General features: G+C 48.1%; 16 protein-coding genes. 8 read left to right on the top strand and 8 right to left on the bottom strand.

All coding sequences use genetic code 11. The features are described from left to right. Positions 1–140: 140 nt before the first annotated feature. A complete protein-coding gene (locus H6797_02680; protein USN97072.1) occupies positions 141–3506 on the top strand; it encodes a DNA-directed RNA polymerase subunit beta in 3366 nt (1121 codons plus the stop codon). 2 nt (positions 3507–3508) lie between these two features. Continuing rightward, on the top strand, positions 3509–7285 hold the full coding sequence (rpoC, locus tag H6797_02685; protein ID USN97073.1) for a DNA-directed RNA polymerase subunit beta': 3777 nt from the start codon (positions 3509–3511) through the stop codon (positions 7283–7285). A 136-nt stretch (positions 7286–7421) separates the two neighbouring features. Here the strand turns inward: rpoC and H6797_02690 are convergent, their stop codons facing one another. Beyond that, a complete protein-coding gene (locus H6797_02690) occupies positions 7422–8384 on the bottom strand; it encodes a hypothetical protein (GenBank protein ID USN97074.1) in 963 nt (320 codons plus the stop codon). Positions 8385–8539: 155 nt separating this feature from the next. On the opposite strand from H6797_02690, the gene H6797_02695 reads away from it, so the two are divergent. After that, positions 8540–11314 (top strand): hypothetical protein, encoded by a 2775-nt coding sequence (locus H6797_02695; GenBank protein USN97075.1) that lies wholly within the window; start codon positions 8540–8542, stop codon positions 11312–11314. Between the two features lie 58 nt (positions 11315–11372). Here H6797_02695 and H6797_02700 read toward each other — a convergent pair whose 3' ends face one another. Then, positions 11373–12488 carry a hypothetical protein gene (locus H6797_02700; GenBank protein USN97076.1) on the bottom strand — a complete coding sequence of 372 codons (1116 nt, stop codon included), beginning with the start codon at positions 12486–12488 and terminating at the stop codon, positions 11373–11375. 198 nt (positions 12489–12686) lie between these two features. Between H6797_02700 and rpsL the strand changes: the two genes are divergently transcribed. Together rpsL and rpsG are read left to right on the top strand one after the other, a co-directional pair. After that, the gene (gene rpsL, locus H6797_02705; protein USN97077.1) at positions 12687–13100 is read left to right on the top strand and encodes a 30S ribosomal protein S12; all 414 of its coding nucleotides are present in this window, start codon (positions 12687–12689) and stop codon (positions 13098–13100) included. Between the two features lie 2 nt (positions 13101–13102). Beyond that, positions 13103–13582, top strand: coding sequence for a 30S ribosomal protein S7 (rpsG, locus tag H6797_02710; GenBank protein ID USN97078.1), 480 nt, complete (start codon positions 13103–13105; stop codon positions 13580–13582). 56 nt (positions 13583–13638) lie between these two features. Here rpsG and H6797_02715 read toward each other — a convergent pair whose 3' ends face one another. From H6797_02715 to H6797_02730, 4 genes are all read right to left on the bottom strand, one after another. Further along, the gene (locus H6797_02715; protein USN97079.1) at positions 13639–14061 is read right to left on the bottom strand and encodes an Hsp20/alpha crystallin family protein; all 423 of its coding nucleotides are present in this window, start codon (positions 14059–14061) and stop codon (positions 13639–13641) included. 94 nt (positions 14062–14155) lie between these two features. Continuing rightward, positions 14156–14404, bottom strand: coding sequence for a hypothetical protein (locus H6797_02720; GenBank protein USN97080.1), 249 nt, complete (start codon positions 14402–14404; stop codon positions 14156–14158). 3 nt (positions 14405–14407) lie between these two features. Continuing rightward, positions 14408–14746 carry a DUF202 domain-containing protein gene (locus tag H6797_02725; GenBank protein ID USN97081.1) on the bottom strand — a complete coding sequence of 113 codons (339 nt, stop codon included), beginning with the start codon at positions 14744–14746 and terminating at the stop codon, positions 14408–14410. Positions 14747–14769: 23 nt separating this feature from the next. Then, the gene (locus H6797_02730) at positions 14770–15378 is read right to left on the bottom strand and encodes a hypothetical protein (protein ID USN97082.1); all 609 of its coding nucleotides are present in this window, start codon (positions 15376–15378) and stop codon (positions 14770–14772) included. A 67-nt stretch (positions 15379–15445) separates the two neighbouring features. Between H6797_02730 and H6797_02735 the strand changes: the two genes are divergently transcribed. Beyond that, complete coding sequence (locus tag H6797_02735; protein ID USN97083.1) at positions 15446–15940, top strand: YajQ family cyclic di-GMP-binding protein; 495 nt, start codon at positions 15446–15448, stop codon at positions 15938–15940. Here the strand turns inward: H6797_02735 and H6797_02740 are convergent. After that, positions 15937–16461, bottom strand: a complete 525-nt coding sequence (locus H6797_02740) for a phosphatase PAP2 family protein (GenBank protein USN97084.1) — start codon at positions 16459–16461, stop codon at positions 15937–15939. The genes H6797_02735 and H6797_02740 overlap by 4 nt on opposite strands. Continuing rightward, the gene (locus H6797_02745; protein USN97085.1) at positions 16458–17189 is read right to left on the bottom strand and encodes a hypothetical protein; all 732 of its coding nucleotides are present in this window, start codon (positions 17187–17189) and stop codon (positions 16458–16460) included. The genes H6797_02740 and H6797_02745 overlap by 4 nt, the downstream gene beginning before the upstream one ends. A 67-nt stretch (positions 17190–17256) precedes the next feature. Between H6797_02745 and H6797_02750 the strand changes: the two genes are divergently transcribed. Both H6797_02750 and fusA read left to right on the top strand, forming a co-directional pair. Continuing rightward, positions 17257–18144 carry a hypothetical protein gene (locus H6797_02750; protein USN97086.1) on the top strand — a complete coding sequence of 296 codons (888 nt, stop codon included), beginning with the start codon at positions 17257–17259 and terminating at the stop codon, positions 18142–18144. Positions 18145–18241: 97 nt separating this feature from the next. Then, positions 18242–20326 carry an elongation factor G gene (fusA, locus tag H6797_02755; GenBank protein USN97087.1) on the top strand — a complete coding sequence of 695 codons (2085 nt, stop codon included), beginning with the start codon at positions 18242–18244 and terminating at the stop codon, positions 20324–20326. The last annotated feature ends 131 nt before the right edge of the window (positions 20327–20457 follow it).

Below are 20457 nucleotides of genomic sequence, written 5' to 3' on the forward strand. Positions count from 1 at the left end.
ATAGGTGTTCATAATAACCTGCAAGAAGTAGAATAGCTTGGTATCCTTATGTCAATTTTTTGTGGCGAAAAAAATGACTACCAAGCCTAGTGGATCTTCGGGCCGGATCACTAAATTAACTAAATACATTGCGAGGATAAATGGCAAAGGCAACTCAGGGTAATGCCCGTGTGTTCTTTACTAAGGACGACACCGCGTTACCACTCCCAAACCTTATCGCTCATCAAAAAGACAGCTGGCGTGAATTCGTCGAGACTGGCTTGAGCGAAATATTTACTGAACTTAACCCGATCGAGGATTATACTGGTCAGAAGCTCGAATTGCGCTTCAAGCAGTATCATTTCCAAGATCCAAAACTAACAGAACTTCACGCCAAGGAAAACAACCTGACGTTTGATGCGCCACTACACGTCAATGTAGAGCTGACCAACAAGGTCACTGGTGAAGTTAAAGAGCAAGAGATCTACCTAGGTGACTACCCATGGATGACAGACCGCGGTACGTTTATCATCAACGGTACCGAGCGTGTTGTTGTTTCTCAGCTCATTCGTAGCGCAGGCGTATTCTTTACGGCTGATGTTGCAGCTGGCCGAAACTTCTACGGCGCAAAGCTTATCCCAGGCCGTGGTGCATGGCTTGAGTTTGAGACAGCTCCCGGTGGTGCAATCTACGTCAAGATTGATCGTCGTCGTAAGCTGCCTGTTACAACACTGTTACGTGCTCTTGGACACAGCAAAGTGTCTGAAATCAAGACAATGTTTAGCGATGTAGACAATGGCGACATGAAATACATCGAAGCGACTCTCGAAAAGGACCCGGCCCGTGGTGCTAACGAAGCGCTTATTGAGGTTTACCGTCGCTTGCGACCAGGTGACCTTGCAACCGTAGACAACGCCCGTACTATGATTGAGCGCATGTTCTTTGACTTTAAGCGCTTCGACTACAGCCGTGTCGGCCGCTATAAGATGAACCAACGCCTTGCCATCGACATGCCAAACACTACTGAAAGCCGCGTCTTCCAGATGTCGGACTTGATTGCGATCATTCGCGAGATCATCCGCCTAAACAACTCGCAAGAACTTCCAGATGACATCGACGCCCTTAACAATCGTCGTGTCAAATTGGTTGGTGAGCTGGTTGCCCGCCAGTTCCGCGTCGGTATGCTTCGTATGCAACGAAACGCTATGGACCGTATGTCTATGAGCGACATCGAAACAGTTACACCTGGTCAGTTGATCAACGCCCGCCCAGTCGTTGCCGCCGTACGTGAGTTCTTTGCAAGTTCACAGCTAAGCCAGCTGATGGACGAGACGAACCCGCTTGCAGAGCTAAGCCACAAGCGCCGCCTATCTTCGATGGGTCCTGGCGGTTTGAGCCGTGAACGTGCTGGATTCGACGTTCGCGACGCGCACCCAACTCATTACGGACGCCTTTGTTCTGTTGAAACACCTGAAGGCGCAAACATTGGTCTCGTGCTCAACCTTTCTACCTACGCACGTATCAACGAATACGGTTTCATCGAAACCCCTTACCTAAAAGTCGTTAAGGGTAAAGTGACTGACGAAGTAGTTTATCTTGATTCAAGTCAGGAAGCTACAGAAGTCATCGCTGATGCTGGTGCTGCACTCGACAAAGACGGTAAATTCGTCGACGAACGTGTTAGCGCCCGAAATGGCCTCTTGCCAGAGCAAGTTGACGCTTCAGAAGTGACTTTCATGGACGCCGCACACAAGCAGATTCTTGGTTCAACCGCATCACTCGTGCCATTCATCGAGAAAAACCGTGTCGACCGTTCTTTGACCGGCTCAAACATGCAGAAGCAGGCTGTACCACTTCTTAATCCTGAATCTCCAATTGTTGGAACGGGTATTGAGGCAGAAATCGCAAAGAATACGAGTCAACTAGTTGTTGCCGAAGGCGCGGGCGAAGTTGTTCGTGCAGATGGCGACGAAGTTCACGTTAAATACGCTGATGGAGTTAAGAAATACGAGCTGATCCACTTTGCCAAGAGCAACGACGATCGTTCGATTAACCAAAAAGTTCGCGTTACACGTGGCGACAAGGTTACTAAGGGTACAACATTGATCGAAGGTGCATCAATCGCCGATGGCGAACTTGCACTTGGCCGTGACATGCTTGTTGCCTTTATGCCTTGGGGTGGATACAACATGGACGACGCCATCGTCCTTAGCGATCGCCTTGTCAAAGACGATGGACTAACCAGTATTAACATCAAGGATTACAACGTTGAAGTACGCGAAACTAAGCTTGGTGCTGAAATCGTTACTCGCGACATCCCGAATGTTAGTGAAGAATCTCTACGTCACCTTGACGAAAACGGTATCGTACAAATCGGCTCAGAAGTTAAGGCTGGTGACGTGCTTGTCGGTAAGATTACTCCAAAAGGCGAGCAAGAGCTCAGCTCTGAAGAGCGTCTGCTCCGAGCTATCTTCGGTGAAAAAGCCAAAGACGTTCGCGATACCTCACAGCGCATGAACAATGCCGGTGGCGGTAAGGTTGTCGGTGTGAAGATCTTTAGTCGTGAGAACGGCCATGAGCTAAAAGCCGGCGTATTGATGCAAATTCAAATCTTTGTAGCTCAGCTTCGCAAGATTAGCGTAGGTGACAAGTTAGCTGGTCGTCACGGTAACAAGGGTGTTGTAGCGCGTATTCTACCTATCGAAGACATGCCGTTCATGGAAGATGGCACACCTGTTGACGTCGTTTTGAACCCGCTTGGTGTCCCGAGCCGTATGAACATCGGTCAGTTGTTTGAGACTCACCTAGGTATGGCGGCTCGCGCACTTGGTTATAAAGTTGCAACTCCTCCATTTAACGGAGTACCTAACGACGTAATCAGTGACGAACTTGAAAAAGCTGGTTTTGCCCGTGACGGTAAGAGTCAATTATTTGACGGCCGCACAGGTGAGGCGTTTGAGGAACGAACTACTGTTGGTGTGATGCATATCATTAAGCTACACCACATGGTTAGCGACAAGATTCACGCTCGTTCAACCGGTCCATACACTATGGTCACTCAGCAACCTCTCGGTGGTAAAGCGCAAAACGGTGGTCAGCGCTTCGGAGAGATGGAGGTTTGGGCACTTGAAGCTTATGGCGCAGCCACTACACTACAAGAAATGCTTACAATTAAATCTGACGATGTCTACGGACGTGCAAAGGCGTATGAGTCAATCATTAAGAACGAACCGATTGTCGGTCCAAAGCTTCCAGAAAGCTTTAACGTCCTCGTGAAAGAGCTGCAAGGTCTTGGTTTACGCGTTGACTTGCTGGACGAGATTGAAAGCGGTGAAGGTATCGTAATCGATGCAGAGGAAGTCATCGCAGAAGGTGGCCCAGAGGACAAGACTGTTCCTGTGGCACTCAGCGCATCGGATGACGGAGAAGAAACTGTTTTGGATGAAGCAGATGATGTAGATCTTGAAGAAGATGGCATGAGCATCCAGGACTTAGATGAAGTAGAAGAAATCAAGGAGGAGGTATAGTCATGTCACGAATAGTCCCAGGCACCGGAATCGCTGACTTTGACGCTGTGCGCCTCGCAGTTGCCAGCCCCGAGGATATCCAGAAATGGAGCCACGGTGAAGTTACAAAGCCGGAAACAATTAACTATCGTACCCAAAAACCTGAACGAGATGGCTTGTTTTGTGAGCGCATTTTCGGACCAGTTAAGGATATCAACCCGCACGACAACAAGCTAAAGGGCGTACGCTCTCGTGAAGCAGCTGTCGACAAAAACGGCGAATTGGTTACTAAATCAATCGTACGTCGTGAACGCATGGGACACATCACCCTAGCTGCGCCGGTCGCACACATTTGGTTTATGCGCGGCACTCCGAGTGCAATGAGCCTATTGCTCGGCACGACAGTCCGCAACTTGGAACGAGTCGCATATTTTGCAAGCTACGTTATTTTGAACGTCGAAACAGAGAAGCGAGACAAGATTCTTGCTGATCTTGAAGCCGAAACTGAAGCTGCACAAGCAGCCATAAAGATTCGCTACGAAAAAGAAGCTGAAGCTGAAAACGTAGACGTCAAGGAACTTGCAACAAGGCAGTCACGCGAAATTGAAGAGCTTAATGAAAACTACAATATCAAAAAAGCTCAACTCGATAGCCTCGTAAAGGGTGCTTTGATGAATGAGACTGATTACCGCAACCTACCAGAAGAATACGAAGAACTCGTTACCGTTGGTATGGGTGGTACGGCTCTAAAAGCGTTGCTAGACGAAATTGACTTGCCAAAACTCATTGCACAACTAACTGAAGAAGTTGCTGGTGCAAAGGGTCAACGAGAAAAGAAGCTGCTCAAACGTCTTAAGGTACTTGAAGGTATGTATGCCGCAGGCATCAAACCAAGCAGCCTTACTTTGACCATTTTGCCAGTTATCCCACCAGACCTTCGTCCGATGGTTCAACTTACTGGTGGTCGTTTCGCAACGAGCGACTTGAACGATCTATATCGCCGAGTCATCAACCGTAACAACCGTCTAAAGAAGCTAATCGACCTCAACGCGCCGGAAGTTATCCGCCGCAACGAAATGCGTATGCTGCAGGAAGCAGTTGACTCACTGATAGACAACAGCGCCGCTCGTGGCGGTCGTGCTGTAAACGCAACTGGTGGTCGCCGCCGCCTAAAGAGTATCAGCGACATGCTAAAGGGTAAGCAAGGACGCTTCCGCCAGAACCTTCTTGGTAAACGCGTCGACTACTCAGGCCGTTCGGTTATTGTCGTCGGACCAAAGCTCAAAATTAGTGAATGCGGTATACCAAAGCAGATGGCACTCGAATTGTTCAAGCCATTTGTCATTAGCTGGTTGATCCGTGGCGAACACGCTCATAACATCAGAAGCGCAACTCGTCTTATCGAAGCAGGTGATGCACTCGTTTGGGACGCATTAGATGCCGTTATCGAGGGCAAATACGTCCTCCTGAACCGTGCACCTTCATTGCACCGTCTATCAATTCAGGCATTCCAGCCGAAATTGGTCGAAGGCAAGGCTATCCAGCTACACCCACTTGTTGCCAACGGCTTTAACGCCGACTACGACGGTGACCAGATGGCCGTACACTTGCCACTGAGCAAGGACGCACAGCGTGAAGCTCGTGAGCTCATGTCTGCAACGAATAACTTGCTGAAACCAGCCGACGGTGCGCCAGTGCTTAACATCGGACAGGACGTGGTTCTTGGTAACTACTACCTGACATACGAAAAGCCTAGTGCGCAGACAGATAAGGTACGAGCATTTAGTTCGGTCTACGAAGCTGAAATGGCTTACGACGCCGGCGTCATCCAGCTACAGACACCAATTCGTCTCCATGCTAAGGGTGAGATCCGCAATACGACACTCGGCCGAGTATTCTTTAACGAAATCCTACCTGCCGACTATCCGTACGACAACAACGTCCAGAGTAAGAAGCAACTCAAGAAGGTTCTTGCTAAGATCTTTGATCGCTACGGCGCTGAAGAAACTGCAAAGACAGCAGACCGCATGAAGGGTCTTGCGTTCCGCTTTGCGACTATCGCTGCCGTATCGACTGGTAAGGACGATTACATTAACTTTGATCAGATCGACGGGTTCGTTAAGGAAGGTGACGAGCGAAGTGCTCAGATCTCCGACCAGTTCGACCAAGGTTTGATTACTGACGATGAGCGCTACAACCTTACGGTGGCTGCATGGCGTAACGTTGACCGTAAGGTTACTGAATTCCTGCAAGACCAGCTTAAGAACATGGATACCAGTATCTCCGTCATGGTTAACTCTGGTGCTCGTGGTGATATTTCAAACGTCAAGCTTGCAAGCGCCATGATTGGTATCATGGTCGACGCAACGAACCGTGAAATTGAGCTGCCTATCCGTTCAAGCTATAAAGCCGGTCTGTCATCACTGGAAGCCTTCGTGGCAACCCGTGGTGCGCGTAAGGGTCTTATCGACACCGCGCTTAAGACGGCCGACTCAGGTTACCTGACTAGGCGTTTGGTCGACGTGAGCCAAGACGTATTCACTGTCGATGATGACGGTGATGAAGACGAAGGCTTTACGATCTATCGCTCAGAGACTGAGGACACGATGATTGAATTCGCCAACCGCTTGAAGGGTCGCTACACAGCCAAAGAGGTTGCAGGCCATATTGCTGCCGGTGAGCTCATCACACGTGAAATCGCCGACGCTATTGAGGCAGACGAAAAGGTAGAAAGTGTCAGCATCAAGTCTGTACTGTCGACCAAAAACCTGCATGGTATTCCACGCAAGAGCTACGGTATAGATATGGCTTCTGGCGAATTAGTTGCCGAAGCACAGCCTGTAGGTGTTATCGCCGCGCAGTCTGTCGGTGAGCCAGGTACTCAGCTTACGCTGCGAACCTTCCACGCCGGTGGTGTTGCGGGTGGAGACATCACCCAGGGTCTTCCACGTGTTGAAGAGCTGTTCGAAGCTCGTACACCAAAGGGCCAGGCTTATGTAACTGAAGTTACGGGTTCGGTTGATGTATGGGAAGATGGCAAAAAGTACATCGTTCAAGTCACACCTGACAAGGGACATGTCGAAAAAATACCTCTCGAAGACCGAAAAGCCGCAGTCAAAGACGATAGCTACGTTAAGGCTGGCGACGTACTAGCAAATGGCGACAAAGGAACTAAACCACTTGTTGCACCATTTGACGGTTACGTAGAAGTCAAAAAGACGAGTATCGTACTATCGGCAAATGCTACTGCACCTGTCCGCTACGAAATTCCAGGCAACACACAGTTAGTTGTGAAGGCTAGCGATCACGTAGTAGCAGGCGATCGTCTAACAATCGGCTCACTCAATCTGCACGATTTGATGCGCTTGAAGGGCGAAGAAGCTACTCAGCGCTACATAATCAACGAAGTGCTGCGCATCTACGCCGCACAGGGTCAAGACGTTGCTGACAAGCACCTCGAGATCATCGTGCGTCAGATGTTTAGCCGTGTACAGATTGAAGATCCAGTCGAAAGCGAATTCGTCACAGGCGATATCGTTTCAAAGGCAGCGGTTGTTGAAGCAAACAAAAATCTTTCCCTGCAAGGTAAAGACACTGTTAAATACACACAGCTACTCCTCGGTATCACAAAGGTTTCCATCTGGAGCGACAGCTGGCTATCAGCCGCTTCCTTCCAGGACACGACCCGCGTGCTTATCAACGCAGCCACCAGCGGCCGCGCTGATCACCTCCACGGTTTGAAGGAAAACGTCATTATCGGCCGAAAGATTCCGGTCGGTACGGGCGCTGCCTCATACTAAGCTACGTCTGAGGCTGCTCACGACATAGTAGAGGAAATCGCAGAAGACCTCGATCTCAACGATTAGTAGGGTACGATACAATGAAAACCCCCGCCAGTGTTGTGCGGGGGTTTTCTTGTAGAACTAAATACGCGCGCTAAAGTGTCGAATTAACTTTGCGAACGTTATCATAGCACTTAATTCCAGCAAAAGCCTTTTTAAGGACACTTGTGTCATAAGAAGAACAGAACGGAACACCTTGTGTAACTGTAAAGATTGTCCAGTCCTTGCCTGGTTCCATGTAGTACAAGCCCTGGAAGCTTCCGCTAAATTCATTTTTGTTTTCCTGATAGACAATTGCATACTGGTACCCGTCGGCGCCCTTAGCAAGAGTAGGCACGCCAAGCACTACATTGTTGACTGATTTTTTAGTACCGGCCACGTAGGCGTCATAAAAGGGCTGAAGGGCATTTGCCGCATCCGTGTAGCTACTCTTGTCTGCACACCCTATGCCGACAACGTAGTTCTTGACAGTGGTTTGTGTTGCGTCAGCATCAAAAATTGCACAACGAATCTGATTAGACTCGTAAATTCCGTACCAATCGTAAGTGACAATGTCTTTATTGTCCGATATAGGCCCAGTCTGGTCTCTAGACGAAGTTACAAATGTGAAGTTATTTTTATTAAAGAAACTCTCCAGCGCTTGATAATTTCTCTTTGCCGTTTCCGAGTCACTTATATAACCCGCACCAGCTCCACTTGCGGGAAAGGCTTTAAATTTTTTCCCAGAAGGCTGAAGGGTAGGTAAACCGTACGCCCAAAAGCCCGTTGATGTCCTGCCACCCATTCCATCTGCAATTGTAATATCTTGATTTTTACCTTTAAGATTAATTCTCGCCTGATCAACAAGATTTTGAGCAGAAGGAAACTGAGTTGCTGACTTTTTTGAGTCAGATGAATTCTTAACTGTATTAAGTATTCCGTACATGGAATATGCAGATATCATTAAAGCAACTAAAACGATGCCTGCAAAAAACAACCAATGACGCCATTTATTTTCCAATCCATCATGGCCAGTTGGCTGACTACCGGTCGCAGACTGCTTTAATTTGTCATCCATTGCTTGAAGTGCCTCGTTATGTTTGTACTCATAGTTAAAATTACTATGCTTAAGGTTTTAGCGCAACTATCTACGGTGTTTGCAAATCCATTTCGCTTATGTACAATATGCACATAGGGTGAAGAGGCGAGAACTCATTTAGGAGGTGATACCGCGTGGGATATAAAAATAGTAAGTCTAGTGCGATTAATGGTTGGATTCGTGGCTTCGTTACATACATAATGGTCGTCAGTACGTTAGCTACTCCGATATCGACTTTCTTGAGTAGCAGTGCGGCTGCAGCAAATTCGGACGTTTTACAGGTCTCGACAGGACAAACAACTGCCTGTGCGGTTGTTGATTTCAAAGCATATTGCTGGGGAGATAATACATATGGTCAGCTCGGCACTGGTAGGGCATATAGCAGCAACATGCAGACAAAACCCGTTGCGGTAGCTGTAAACAAAAATGCCGTGTCAGTCGGATCAAGCGTATGCTCTTTCAACTTGCTGGGCGCCTGTCTTGCTTCACAGGGCACATCATCGATACCCGCTAGTCCATTAGCCGGTCTCGAGGTAGATAAAGTTAGCGTTGGAAAAACGCATGTATGCGCCTTGGCCGAAGGCAAAGTATTTTGCTGGGGTGACAATAGCCACGGTCAGCTTGGTAATAGGTCTAACACGAGTTCATCAATACCGGTTGCTGTCGATACAAGCGCAACAGACTATACGCCTCCTGTCGTCAAAAAAACGTGTGGCGTATGGCCTTTTCAGTATAGTTGCGACGAGATACGGCCAACACAGCCAAGAAGTAATCTGAGCGGCAAAATCGTCGTAGATATAGCGGCCGGTGATTATTTCACGTGCGCGTTGACGAACGACGGCAAGGTGTCTTGTTGGGGTTATGGAGCCGATGGTCGCCTAGGCCTGAATGGCGACACAACAACTCCGACTGCACCTGTAAGTTCAGGTAGCCCTACAATAAAGCCGTCCACCCCAACTCCCATTCCTACTCCAACTCCAACTCCAACGCCAATCTCCACCCGGACTCCTACTCCAACCCCAGTACCTTCTAGTCGTGTAGGCGGCAATTCAAACACCAATACTAGTAATCGTACGCCCCAATCTACTCCTAGGCCAACTCCAAGGCCGTCTAGTAGTCCCGCCAAAGTAACGACAAGCAATGTCGAGGCAGAGATTATGAGTCTATATCAAGAAGGCGGAAGTTCGGTAGTTAGTGACAGCGCTGCATCTGGCGGTAAAGCTGTACGCATGACTTCAAACTCCACTAGTTCTACTGCTGCTCAAACCGGTACTTTAGAAAAAGTAAGCGTACGTGCGCGCGGGGATCAATGTCTTGGCGCACCGAATGTGCAGGTCAAGGTTGACGGCAAGGTTATCGGAACGCAATCTGTTTCTGCGACGAGTTGGAAGGATTATAGTTTTCCTGTAACACTCAGCTCGGGTAACCACAGGTTGGATGTAAGTTTTACAAATCAATTCAGTTTAAATCTATTGTTCTGGAAAGTCTGCACCAGAGCTCTCTATCTAGACAAAGCGTCATTCACTTCTTCTTCCACGGCCGCATCCGTAGAGCATAGTGACAGCAATAAATATGCACTTTCCGGAGCAAACCTTACGAATAATCAACTAGCGCAGACTACTGAAGCGTCGAATGCTCCCGTCGTTCGTCTAGCAAAAGCTTCGTCGAGCCGCTCAAGCACGAGCACTCCTACTCCGACACCGCCCGTGAATTCAAACAGTAGGACAAGTTCGGGGAGTAATGGCCGCTCGAGTACTACTGGAAATACCACTACCGATACGGCGGTTAAACCAGTAAGTTACAACGATTACAGTTACCCTAAGGCAGTTTTTGCGACGTCTGGATCCGCCCTCGCAGGTAAGTGGGGCTTGCAGCTTGCTAGGGTTTCAGGCGGTACTATGTGCGTTTTGGCCGTACAAAGTACGACACAGCCTGATACGGCCGTCGGCAATCCGTACTGCTGGGGGCGAGGTATCAGCGAAAGCGGCATTCCTGAGCCAAGTGTTAATACTGTAGCATGTAGTAAAACCTCGCCGACAACTATGCCGAGCAACTCGTCTAACACGACGTATCTTAGCACTTCAAGGCCAGTCGAGATTTCTGATTCGCAGCTGTTTTCAGCACTCGACAGCAGCGGATACGTGACCGGTCTCAGCAAAAGTGGAAAACCGTATTATTGGGGTATGTACGGATATCGCGCTGTTGAATCATACGGTTCGAAGAAAACCTGTCACTTTAATTCATGCGTGAGCTACACGACTAACGCCATACTAGCGTCCTATAGCACCAACGGTACACGAACTGTAAGTACTGGTAGCGGGTCAGTTACGCCTCACTATCAAGGAACGGCTAGTCCGGGCACGGTAGCTGGCGGCAATACCTCGGGCGGCCATATAGGCGGCGGTAACAATAACGGAGGGAGCGCTCAGTGTATTTCAGTCACGCATGTCGGCTATACAAAAACGATTGACTATGTGCCTGTAGGCACCATGTCTCCTACTGTGCCGGCTATGAATTTCCTTACGCAAAGCACCTTAAGCTACACGTCCGGGAATGTACGCGACGGCCTATTCTGCGCAACAAATGACACAGCGACATACTGCGATGCAAATGGATCAAGTATGAATGAGGGTCAAACTGGGAGTAGCTACACGCAAAGTTGTACGACAACAACTACTCTCCTTGTCTTTAAAAATACCACCTGCAAACCGTCGCCAACCGGGCCACAAAAGGTGTACGCAGCTGGCTGGTTGTCTGATAAGCACGTGCAGATGCTCGACACTGGCACAAGCGGCTACACCTGTGCAATCGCAGATGGTTCGCTAGGGTGCTGGGGTGTAAACACAGTAGGACAGCTAGGCTCAGGCGATACAAAGAACAAAAACGTACCAACTGAAGTTACGTTTTAAACGGCGCATAAAATGAAAAGTCCCCGCCTGAGTGCGGGGACAATTTTTTGATCTGTTGTTATGCTGAAACTATAGATTGTTTCTTAGTGGTTGAATCGTAGCACGGCTGGCCATTAAATGCCTTCTTCATAGTATCTGTAGTGAGCCAGTCACAATATAGTCCGTCTTGGGACGATCGAACATATGTCCAATCTCTGCCGGCCTCTTGGTAGAAGAAGCCTTCCGAGCTGTCAAACGGCGATCCGACAGTGCTGATTCCTAGGCTGGCGTTCATGTAGCCATCCATCCCGTCATTAGTCGCGAGAGGCGCTTTCAGATACGTTGCAGGGCCGCCTGCAGGCTTCACGCTAGCGACGTAGGCATCGTAAAAGGGCTGCAACACCGTAGAAGCTGCCTCGTAACTTGAAAGGTCGGCACACGATATGCTTGCCATATCAGCATCATCTGCCGTAGATTTTGTCGAATGCGTATATTTTATCTGGCATAAAACTTTCGTCGAGAGATACACCAATTCTTGATCCGGTTCAGTAATGAGTGCTGCGTATGGCTCATCCTTCATTTGCGAAAAGCCTTCGTCCTCTAGATAACTTTGTAATGCCGAAAAATCAGACTTTGCAACACTGGCTAAGCCCAGAGTACCTGTGCCGTATACGTTTAATGGATCATTTGCGAACTTTTTACCGTCAATTTGATAGGGGTAAGCGCCGTAAACATTGACGCCTCCGTCAGTTTCGCCGCTCGTTTTATCAGACTTTACGATTGGTGCAATCTTTCCTTGCAGTTTGAGGTCTTTCACTGAAGATACAATGTTCTCGGCACTTATAGATGGAGTGGGTGAAGGACTAGAAGTTGCGACCGTCTGTACTTTGGCCTCGTCCTTTGGCTTATTTAAAATGCCAGCGTAGTAGTAAACGCCATCAGCAATGACAAATAAAGCCAAAACTAGCAACGCCCAAAGCCATGGAGTCTTTTTATTTTTCGGTTCGACGATTGGCAGCTGAATAGGCCTTATGGGTTCGGTAGTTTCCGACTGCTCTGACTCTATACTGACGCTGTCCTCTACCGATGAAGACGACTCCGTTTCGGCAGTCTGAGCATCCCTTTGATTAGTGACTGGTTCTATCCCTGTGTTTTCTGGTGTATTGTCCAGTGATTCCTCGGGCTTATTTTCCATATTTTTCCTGTATTTTTTGTTTTTTAGCGTTTACATACAGTATATCGCTCTTATGCTCTATAGGCAAGCATCCAGACTGGACAGAATGGTAATTTTTTGCTAATATAACAGGTGAGTTTCATCCTGCTCGACAGGATACGGTACGGGATGCTGACCCGCACCGCTACATTTTTAGAAAACTAAGGAGTATTTTTATACATGCCTACCATTAATCAATTGGTGCGAAAGCCTCGCAAGACCGCCGGAAAGAAGACTAAATCACCGGCTCTTGGACGCATTCATAACGCCCTCAAAGTGCGTTACTACAACCAAGACTCACCGCTTAAGCGCGGCGTCTGTGTCAAAGTGACCACTAAAACACCAAAGAAGCCAAACTCGGCTCTTCGTAAGGTCGCACGTGTGCGCCTAACGAATGGTCACGAAGTCTGGGCATACATTGGTGGTGAAGGCCACAACCTACAGGAGCACGCTGTAGTTCTCGTACGTGGTGGACGCGTGCCAGACCTTCCAGGTGTTCGTTACCACATCGTTCGCGGTGCACTCGACCTTCAGGGTGTTCAAAAGCGCAAAAAAGGCCGTAGTAAGTACGGTGCTAAGAAGGAGGACAAGTAGAAATGCCTCGTAAAGTCACCAAGAAGCTCCAGCGTGAGCTCAAACCTGACCGCAAATACCAGTCAATCCTTGTGCAGCGACTTATCAACAAGTCTATGCTAGATGGCAAGAAACTCGTTGCTGAACGTGCTGTTTACAGCGCACTAGAGCAGGCTGCCAAGAAATTGAACAGTGAAGAGCCACTGGAAGTATTTGAAAAAGCACTTAAAAACGTCAGCCCGAATTTCGAGGTTAAATCTCGTCGTGTCGGCGGTGCCAACTACCAGATTCCATTCGCCATCCAAGGTCATCGTCAACTACACTTCGCTTTCAGCTGGTTGGTTCAATCAGCTCGCAAGCGCAGTGGCATGCCATACGAAAAGCGCCTAGCCGCTGAAATCGTTGATGCATACAACGAAGCCGGTGCTGCCTTCAAAAAGAAGGAAGACACTCACAAAATGGCAGAAGCAAACCGCGCGTTTGCACACTTTGCCCGCGGATAATTATGTCCGCAACTTCAAAAATCTCCGCCTACACGTGCGGAGATTTTTGTATGAAATCATTTCTTACTCTTTACCGAAATCTTCTTTGGCTCGGGTAGGGGCGTGAGCGGTACTTTTACTTTTAGCACGCCATTTTCCAGCTGGGCGTCGATTTTATCGGCGTCGGCTCGCTGGGGTAGCTGGATGCGCCTATAAAAGGTACTACTGCTTTCGTGCACGACGTATTTTCGCCCTTTATGCTCTTCTTTTTCGTGGCGTTGTGCCGACACTACAAGCGCGCCGTTGTCGACCTGGACAGTCACGTCGTCTTGCTCAAAATGAGGCAAGTGCGCCTCTACGATCAAATCATTGCCGTCTGTATATACGTCGGTGGTCGGTAAATTTACACCGCTAAGCGGACTCAACCAATCATTGCTAAAAAATTGTCGCTGCAACGCTTCCATGTCGGCGAACGGATCGTATTTTTGTATATTTGCCATGTATAACCTCCTTTGTGCCCACGTACTCCGTGGGATAAACATACTCTTATACATATATATTATAGAGAGGCAGAGGGAGTGAAACTGAGGATAATCATACAGAAACGACCGGCAGCGACTCTACCGGTACGTCAAGGATTTGGGCGAGCTTGTCGATTTTTTGAAACTTGCAATATTTGATGGCTGAGCCGTCTGCGCGGTAAATGCGGTAGTAATGATCGTAGTGAATCGTTTCATCCTTGAAGTTTTTGGCTTTCGTCGGTTCGTCAATGCGGCGTATGAACCAGCCATCTGGTTCGTCCGAAAGAATTCTTTTTATCTTTGCGTAATGGTTAAATGCCATGACTCAGCGTAGTATTGTCACCTGCAAAAGTGCAATGAAGACAGCTAGCACAGTAATGCCATACACCTGCAGGGCAGCTGTTCCGTCTGATGGTGGTAAATGCCCGGCACGAATACTTTTATCTGTAATCCGATAACGACCGTAGCCAACGACTGCAACCAAAATGCCAAGAAATAAGACTAGAATTCCAGGAAGCGGTGTATTCTGATGAAATGCCGTTAATGCGATGCCGCCTGCTTCGATAGTGAGGCCTGTGCGCACCCAGGCAAGTAGCGTGCGTTCGTTCGCCAATAAAAAGCGTACGTCGACGTCTAGCTCTTCTTTTTTGCTTATTTTATTCATAAATTCAGTGTACCACGAAACTTTTACAGGTATGGTTCGCCGTCTTTGGGGCTTATGCCGAATTCTTCTGGCTTGATGTTCCGCCTGTCGTATACGATTCCCGATGTGCGTCTCGACGAAGACACTTCGATTTTCGTGTATGCATGTTGCCATGGTGTATCACCACTGGCCTCGAGTTCTACAATTTCGGTAGCTTTGCTTATAAGAGATGTCAGCGAATTTCGTAGAATATCTTCTTGCTTTGCATTCGTGGATTCGCGAGTGTGGACAAATTCCGAGCGTTGGTTGCGCACTAATGGCCAGGTTGTTACAACTGGCATATGGATATACCTAAGCCGTCCACCGAAAGACAAATCTAGTTGCAACGGCATGTCCTCGTGCTCTAAGTGAAAACTGAGAAACAGGCCATTTTTGAAGAGTGCAGCCCGTACCAGCCCTAACTCCGTCTTATTAAGCGTCGAGAGCTTGTGTATATTATAGTTATCCATTAGGCCGTTCGTTTTTTGTAAAGACGAGTCAGGGCCTGCGGCGAGCTCATGCACGCGATCAATCATTTCTCTGCGCTGAGTTCTCTCGATACTCTCGCGCTCAATGCTCCACTTACGGTTCGTGCTGTTCTCATGCTCCGACATAGCGCTCCTTTGTTCAGATTAGTACCATTGTATAACAAACAAATGGTAATCTGATAAACTTATAGATATGGCAACATTTAGTTTTGATATAGTTTCGGAATACGACAAAGCCGAAATGAACAACGTATACCAGCAGGTAGAGCGAGAAATCGCAAATCGCTACGACTTCAAGGGTTCACCAGCCAGTATTGAATGGCTGGCTGACAAAAAAGGCTTCAAAGTTATAGGAAGCAATAAATGGCAAGTTGATGCTGTCATCGACATTGTTCGAAAGAAGCTATCTGCGCGCGACATCAGCAGTAAGGTTCTTGACCTCAGTAAGAACGTAAATGAAAGCAACCTCAAGGCGACTAAAGAAGTGCCCTTTGTCGAAGGATTAGACCAAGACAAAGCCAAGAAAGTCTCTGCGCTTATACGTGAGAAATTTCCAAAGGTTAAACCGCAGATTCAAGGCGAAGCCGTACGAGTAACGAGCGGCAGCAAAGACGACTTGCAGGCTGTGATGACAGCTGTCCGCGCAGCTGATTTTGACTTCGTGACAAGCTTTACGAACTATCGTTAAATAAACATGTCTATAACAAAGGCGAGACCGATTACACCGATGATCCATCCGCCGATGATGTCGCTCACGTAGTGAGCCCCTAGGTAAACGCGCGAGACGCCAATCATAAAGCACACGACAAGCGCTACCGCCCACGCGGCGATAGTAAGCTCTGGCCACCTGTTGCCTATGATGAGCGCCGCCATAATGAAGCTGACTAACGAACCTGCGGCATGGCCACTTGGAAAACTAAATGTTTTGATAAACATATTTTTTGAGTAGTCGGTTATTGGTCGTCGCCTGCGTAAAACGAGCTTGAGTAAACTGCCGAAGGCTATCGTGACGAAGGCGATGATACCAGCAGTCTCATAGAGCGGCTTGTCTAAAGCAAAGCCGTACCCGAACGCGATAGCTGCGACACCAACAGTGACCGGCGGTTCGCCAATCCAGCTAAATAAGTGCATGACGGGGTGCATCCACGATGGCAAATCTGTAATCCAGTGACCTACAACTCTGTCAAACGCGTGGATGGCTCGTCTCATGCTTTGCGAAAGACCCTTGCGGTGGACTTATTGACAGGAACTTTCGCTAGTGGCAACACGCGCCATACTAGCACAAGGGCGAGTAACACAGCGAAACCACACATGATCGATGGAATTGCGGCCAGTGTGGATGGATCAACGATATTCGCGAACGTTGTTGGTACGATGAAAGCCGAGTAGCCGGCCGATGTCCATGTGAGAGCAGCTGCTGATTTTTTATTTCGTTTTGCCAATATTGCGGCAAGAAATACAGTCACCAGTAGCCAGCCATAGTAATATACGGCATACCACAGCGCACCGAAGCCATGAACGTCAAAAATAGCATAATTTGGAGCGCACTCTCGACTGACTACGGTGTCGACACCTATAACAAAGTACGCCACGTATGCCGCAGCCGTACCGTATGCCAACCACACAAGTGATCGCATAGACTTATTAGCCTTGCCGAGAGTAGTGACTAAATGCAGTCCTAGTGCCGGTAGCACGGTGATTGCGACATATCCTGTTCGCACCCATTCAACATGCCCCAGACCCAATCCGCCGCATATCATATATTCTGCGAGCTGAAATACTCCGAGCCCAACTAATATTGACGTGACAAGACGCGACACAGTCGTCATTTTATAGCGCCATAACGTGTAAAACGCTAGAGAAAATTCAATGAGAAGCGTCGCCAGCATGACCGGAGGAGAGAAACACCATAGTTTGTTGTTATATTTCTTATACATATATTAAGTATACGGCATGCTAGGCGATTATATTGCATTAAAACGAAGCATCCTGTATAGATGACGTATGAGCCTTTCAGGGGAGCACATTGGAGAACCGGGCAACAATAAGCCTGATGATGAATGGTCTATTGATGACGAATGGGCTGTTTTTAATGCGCAGCAAATCGAACAAGACGAACTAAATGCCCGTACCAAGGTTAAAGCGGACGAGATTATGGATGGCCTTTATCAACGCTTTGATGAATACAATATGCCGCGAGTTATCGACTTTGATGAAGATCGCGAGACTGAACTGTTTCTAGAATACGTGCGCTCACGCCAAGACGCGAAAATTGAGGAGCTGCGATGGTCGCCCGAAGGTCTCGACGACGACGCTTTATGTGAAGCCTCACTCGCAATACTTAAAGACTACTACGAAGAACGAGAATATCAGACGAAACTATTCAATTACGCGACGATGCTCATATATGTCACAACGAACCCTGAAGAATTTAGTGACGAAGATTTAGACGTCGATGAAATGAAGATGAAGCTACTGGCGACGTTTCAAGTTCACTATAAACTCAGCCCTGAATGGATACGTTTCTTCGATGACGTGACACCGGGAGAAAAACGAAGATACCAGTACCCGTTATTTAACGACTACATCGAAGAAGCTTTGGATACCTTGTCGCAATTCGAGTACGAACGTTCGCGGAGATGGATGATTATAGAGATAGCAAAGGAAATACTTGGCGTAAACGAAGATGAAGACGACTTGTCTGATGTTTTAACGAATGTTTCACACCTTATAGAAATGCAATTTATCGCCAACACAACCGTAAACTCAGACTCTGACAGAGCGAACAGAAATGCGGATTTATGGGAATACGGCCGAGAAGTTGGGCTAGACAACGAGTCGCTCCGGTCGATCATCTCATTTTTCGAACAGACTTATCAGATTGAGAACTAGCATATACCCTCGAAATCTGCTAAAATACCCCTAGAGCGCTATTTTTTATGATTTAAAATAGCAAATAATACGTAACAACAGAGGAATAATCGTTATCATGGCAGCAAAAAACGTCCCTTTAGAGGACTTTCGTAACATCGGTATCATTGCACACATCGACGCCGGCAAGACTACTACAACCGAAGGTATTTTGTACCGAACCGGACTAAGCCACAAGATTGGTGCTGTTCACGAAGGTGAAACAACAACCGACTGGATGGCACAAGAACGTGAACGCGGTATCACGATTACATCTGCTGCCGTCACTGCATTCTGGAAAGACCACAAGATCAATATCATCGACACACCTGGTCACATTGACTTTACTGCCGAAGTAGAGCGTTCACTACGCGTGCTAGACGGCGCCGTAACTGTCTTTGACGGTAAAATGGGCGTTGAAGCACAGACAGAAACTGTTTGGCGCCAAGCAAACAAGTACGGCGTGCCTCGTATCTGCTTTATCAACAAGATCAACCAAATCGGTGGCGACTTTTATAAATCACTCGACAGTATTCACAACCGCTTAAGCAAACATGCGCTGCCTATCCACTTGCCAATCGGTTTTGAAAAAGAAATCAACGGTGTTGTAGATCTTGTAGACATGAAAGCCTACACATATAACGATTTTACTGACCACGAACTTATCGTCGGTGAAATCCCTGCCGATATGCTCGAAAAGGCAAAGAATGCTCGCAGCCTGTTAGTTGAAGCTGCCGTCGAAGCCGACGACGAGTTGTTCGAACGATTCCTCGAAAAGGGTGAAGAGTCAATCAGCGTTGAAGAACTCAGGAGCGCACTTCGTAAGCGCGTCCTAGCTGGCGACTTCTACCTAGTCACCGGTGGTGATGGCCGTGGCGTTATCGTCGAAAAGGTTCTTGACCTTGTAGTTGATTTCTTGCCAAGTCCACTTGACGTCGGCGCCGTACACGGTACCAACCCAAAAACTGGGGATGTCATTGAACGCCAAGCTGACGACAAAGAACCTCTTGCCGCTTTGGCATTCAAAATTGCGACAGACCCATTTGTCGGACGTCTTATCTTCGTCCGTGTATATAGCGGCAAATTAGCTGCTGGTTCATACGTACTAAACACTACTACTGGCGAAAAAGAGCGCATTGGACGTGTTGTTCGTATGCATGCCGACAAACGAGAAGATATCGACGGCATCAGCGCTGGCGATATCGCGGCTGTCGTAGGCCTTAAGGGCACCTTTACTGGTCACACTCTATGCGACGCAGCAAACCCAATCACACTTGAGAGCATTACATTTCCAGAACCACCGGTGTCAATCGCCGTCGAACCAAAGACTAAAGCCGACCAGGAAAAAATGGGTATCGCTTTGCAGCGTCTTGCAGAAGAAGACCCAACCTTCCGAATCCACACCGATGAAGAAACCAACCAAACTATTATGTCTGGTATGGGTGAGCTACACCTCGACATTCTAATTGACCGCATGAAGCGTGAATTTAAGGTTGAAGCAAACGTGGGTGAACCACAAGTAGCCTTCCGTGAAACAATTCGCGGCACCACAGAAGCGCAAGGTAAGCATGCCAAGCAAACTGGTGGACGTGGTCAGTACGGTGATGTTTGGATTCGTTTCGAGCCAAACGAAGAAGGCGAAGACTTTGTATTTGTAGACGCCATCAAGGGTGGTGTTGTCCCACAGGAATACCGATCAGCTGTTGAAAAGGGTGTTCGCGATACGCTAGCTGGCGGCGTTATGGCTGGCTACCCAATGATTGGCGTCAAAGCGACTCTTTACGACGGTAGCTATCACGATGTCGACTCATCTGAACTTGCCTTTAACCTTGCTGCAATCTTGGCCGTACGCGAAGGCATCCCGAAGGCAAAACCTGTGCTACTCGAGCCTGTTATGCGCGTCGAAGTTACTACTCCTGAAGAATTCATGGGTGACGTGATTGGCGACCTTAACTCACGCCGTGGCCGAATCGAAGCCATGGAAGACCTACAAGGTGGCGCTAAGCTCGTCCGTGCCATGGTTCCGCTTGCCGAAATGTTTGGCTACACTAACGACATCCGTTCTATGAGCCAAGGCCGTGCGGCTTCTACCATGGAGCTTGCCGACTACGAAGAAGTTCCGCCAAATGTTGCGCAGGAAATCATCGAGAAGCGCAAGAAATAACGCGCGCCTTTCGTATCTGATCACTTTAGACACGACATTAATCAAAGGTATCTGCACCAGCTTCTATATGTCCATTCTGGGCAAAAATCCAGAATTGTGCAAAAAAGCCATTGCAATACCTTTGATTTAGG

It is taken from the genome of Candidatus Nomurabacteria bacterium (genome assembly GCA_023898645.1).
In the GTDB taxonomy this organism is placed as follows: domain Bacteria; phylum Patescibacteriota; class Saccharimonadia; order Saccharimonadales; family Saccharimonadaceae; genus UBA2112.